This window comes from Streptomyces sp. NPDC059900, assembly GCF_050270335.1.
Taxonomy (GTDB): Bacteria; Actinomycetota; Actinomycetes; order Streptomycetales; family Streptomycetaceae; genus Streptomyces.
The window spans coordinates 1-2467 of the sequence record NZ_JBNNJZ010000875.1 but is presented as its reverse complement, the minus strand read 5'-3'; the positions used below and the strand labels follow the sequence as shown (position 1 = coordinate 2467).

The window sequence follows — 2467 nt, the reverse complement described above, 5'->3', positions numbered from 1 at the left end:
GGACCGGAGCGATGGTGGGTCTGGTCAGCGTGGCGATCGTGGCAGGACTCGCTCCGTCGGCAACCGCGGCGGACATCTCCCGGGCGGCGTCTGCGGCGGCGAAGTCCGCGGATGGGGATTCCGTTGCTCAGGAGTCGAGTACCGAGGCGGCCTTGGCGCAGGCCAAGCGCACCGGGAAGCCGGTCGAGGTGCTGTCGCTGCGCAGTGCGAGCAGTGATGTATTCGCGACCGCCGACGGGAACCTCGAGGCGCGGGAGCACCTGCGCCCCGTCCGGGCTCGCGTGGGGGATGGGTGGAAGCCCATCGACACAGATCTGGTCAAGTCCGCTGACGGCGGCGTCGCACCGAAAGTGACTACGGTGCGGCTGGAGTTCTCCGGAGGCGGGGAATCACCTCTGGTACGGATGACGAAGTCCGGCCGTGAACTGGCGCTGTCCTGGCCCGGCAGTCTGCCTGCTCCGCAGCTGGACGGGGCCACGGCTACGTATGCCGATGTGCTGCCGGATGTGGACCTGCGCATGGGCGCGCAGGAGGACGGCTTCACTCAGCTGCTGGTGGTGAAGTCGGCCAAGGCCGCCGAGAGTTCTGACCTGGCAGAGCTCCGGCTGAAGCTGGCCGCCGATGACATGGAGGTGAAGGAGACCGCCCAGGGCGGTCTCCAGGCCCTCGACAAGGGCGCCAAGGGCGCGGTGTTCGAGGCGCCGAAACCGATGATGTGGGACTCCAGTCCCGGCACCGACGGCACGCCGACCACGAAAAGGGCGCCGTCCGGCACCGCAGCATCGCGGGAAGGCCAAGATGCGTCGCAGGCAGGAGACGAGCCCTCGGCAGGTGAGTCCGGCAAGCTCGCACCGGTGGGGGTGGATCTCCCCGCCGGCGGCAAGGAGCTGGTGCTGACCCCGGATGCGGATGTACTGAAGGGCAAGGACACCACCTATCCGGTGTTCATCGATCCGCAGTGGTCCTCGCCGCGCGCCACGGCTTGGACGATGGCATCGAAGTACTGGGATTCCTCGCCGCAGTGGAAGTTCAACGGCGATCACGACGCCGGCATGGGCTACTGCAACTGGTACTACTGCAAGCCGAACGACACCAAGCGGCTCTTCTACCGAATCCCGGTCTCCACGTTCGCGGGCAAGTCGATCCTGTCGGCCGAGTTCGTGGTGCGTAACACCTGGTCCGCCTCATGCTCTGATCGCAGCGTGGAGTTGTGGCAGACCAAGGGGATCTCCTCTTCCACTACATGGAACTCGCAGAATGCTGCCGGGTTCTGGGACAAGAAGTTGTCGACGAAATCGTTCGCTTACGGCTTCTCCGGCTGTGCAGCGAAGGACGCCGAGTTCTCGGTGAAGTCGGCTGTGCAGGAGGCGGCCAACGACCGTGACGCGACGATGACGTTCGGTCTGCGGGCGGACAGCGAGTCGGATGCGTACGGCTGGAAGCGGTTCTCGGACAAGGCATTTCTGCGGGTGAAGTACAACCGTCCCCCGGCCCAGCTCAAGAGCTCGCAGCTGCGGATGCAGTACGGCGGTACGTGCAAGAAGTCCGGTGACGCCGCACGGGTCCGTACGCTGGGCAACATCTACGCCAACGAGGTGAAGGACCCCGATGGCGATGACGTCTCTGTGCAGTTCCAGGCCAAGTGGGACGGGGGCAGCTGGAAGCCGGGCCGCACCTCAGCCGATCCGTCCAATTCCGACTTCGCCGTCAAGCTGCCGTCCAGCATCCCGGTCAACAAACAGGTCAACTGGTACGCGCGTGTCTATGACGGTGCGCAGTACTCGCCCTGGTCGTACGCGGGGAGCCCGATGGCCTGCTACTTCATCTATGACACCAAGGTTCCCAAGGCTCCGTCGGTGTCCTCGGGCGAGTACCCGGCCTCCGACCCTGAGGACCCTGAGGATCCTTGGTATGACGGGGTGGGCAAGTACGGCTCGTTCGAGCTGAAGGCGGCCGACAGCGATGTGACGTCCTACTGGTACGGCATCAACTCCGACCCCACTCCGCTGCACAGGGTCACCACCACCGGCGGCGCCGCGAAAACCGTCAAGGTACTGCCCGGCAAGCCGGGACTGAACTTCATTACGGTCAAGGCCTTTGACGCGGCGGGCAACGACAGCAGCGAGATCCGCACCTACCAGTACCGGGTCAAGACAGGACAGCCGGAGCGGGCGACCTGGCAGCTGGACGAGACCGAAGGAGCCGGCGAGGCGAAGGGGTCGACGCCACCGCGCGCCGCGCAACTGCACGGCGGGGCAACTCCGGGCGCGGCCGGGGTCCAGGGCACGGCTGTCTCGTTCAACGGCACCGATGGCTACGCCTCCACAGACATACCGGTGGTCAATACCAGCGGCGGATTTGCCGTCTCGACGTGGGTGAAACTGTCGAAGATACCTGAGGGGGCGGCCGTCATCGCCACCCAGCCGGGCAACCACTCGCCGGGCTTCGAGCTGTACTACTCCAAGAC

General features: G+C 65.7%; 1 protein-coding gene. It reads left to right on the top strand.

What is annotated here, in order from left to right:
* Positions 1 to 11 precede the first annotated feature (11 nt).
* Positions 12 to 2467 (top strand): DNRLRE domain-containing protein (locus ACQKIP_RS45185; RefSeq protein WP_427745663.1); only part of this gene is annotated, 2456 nt, incomplete at its 3' end.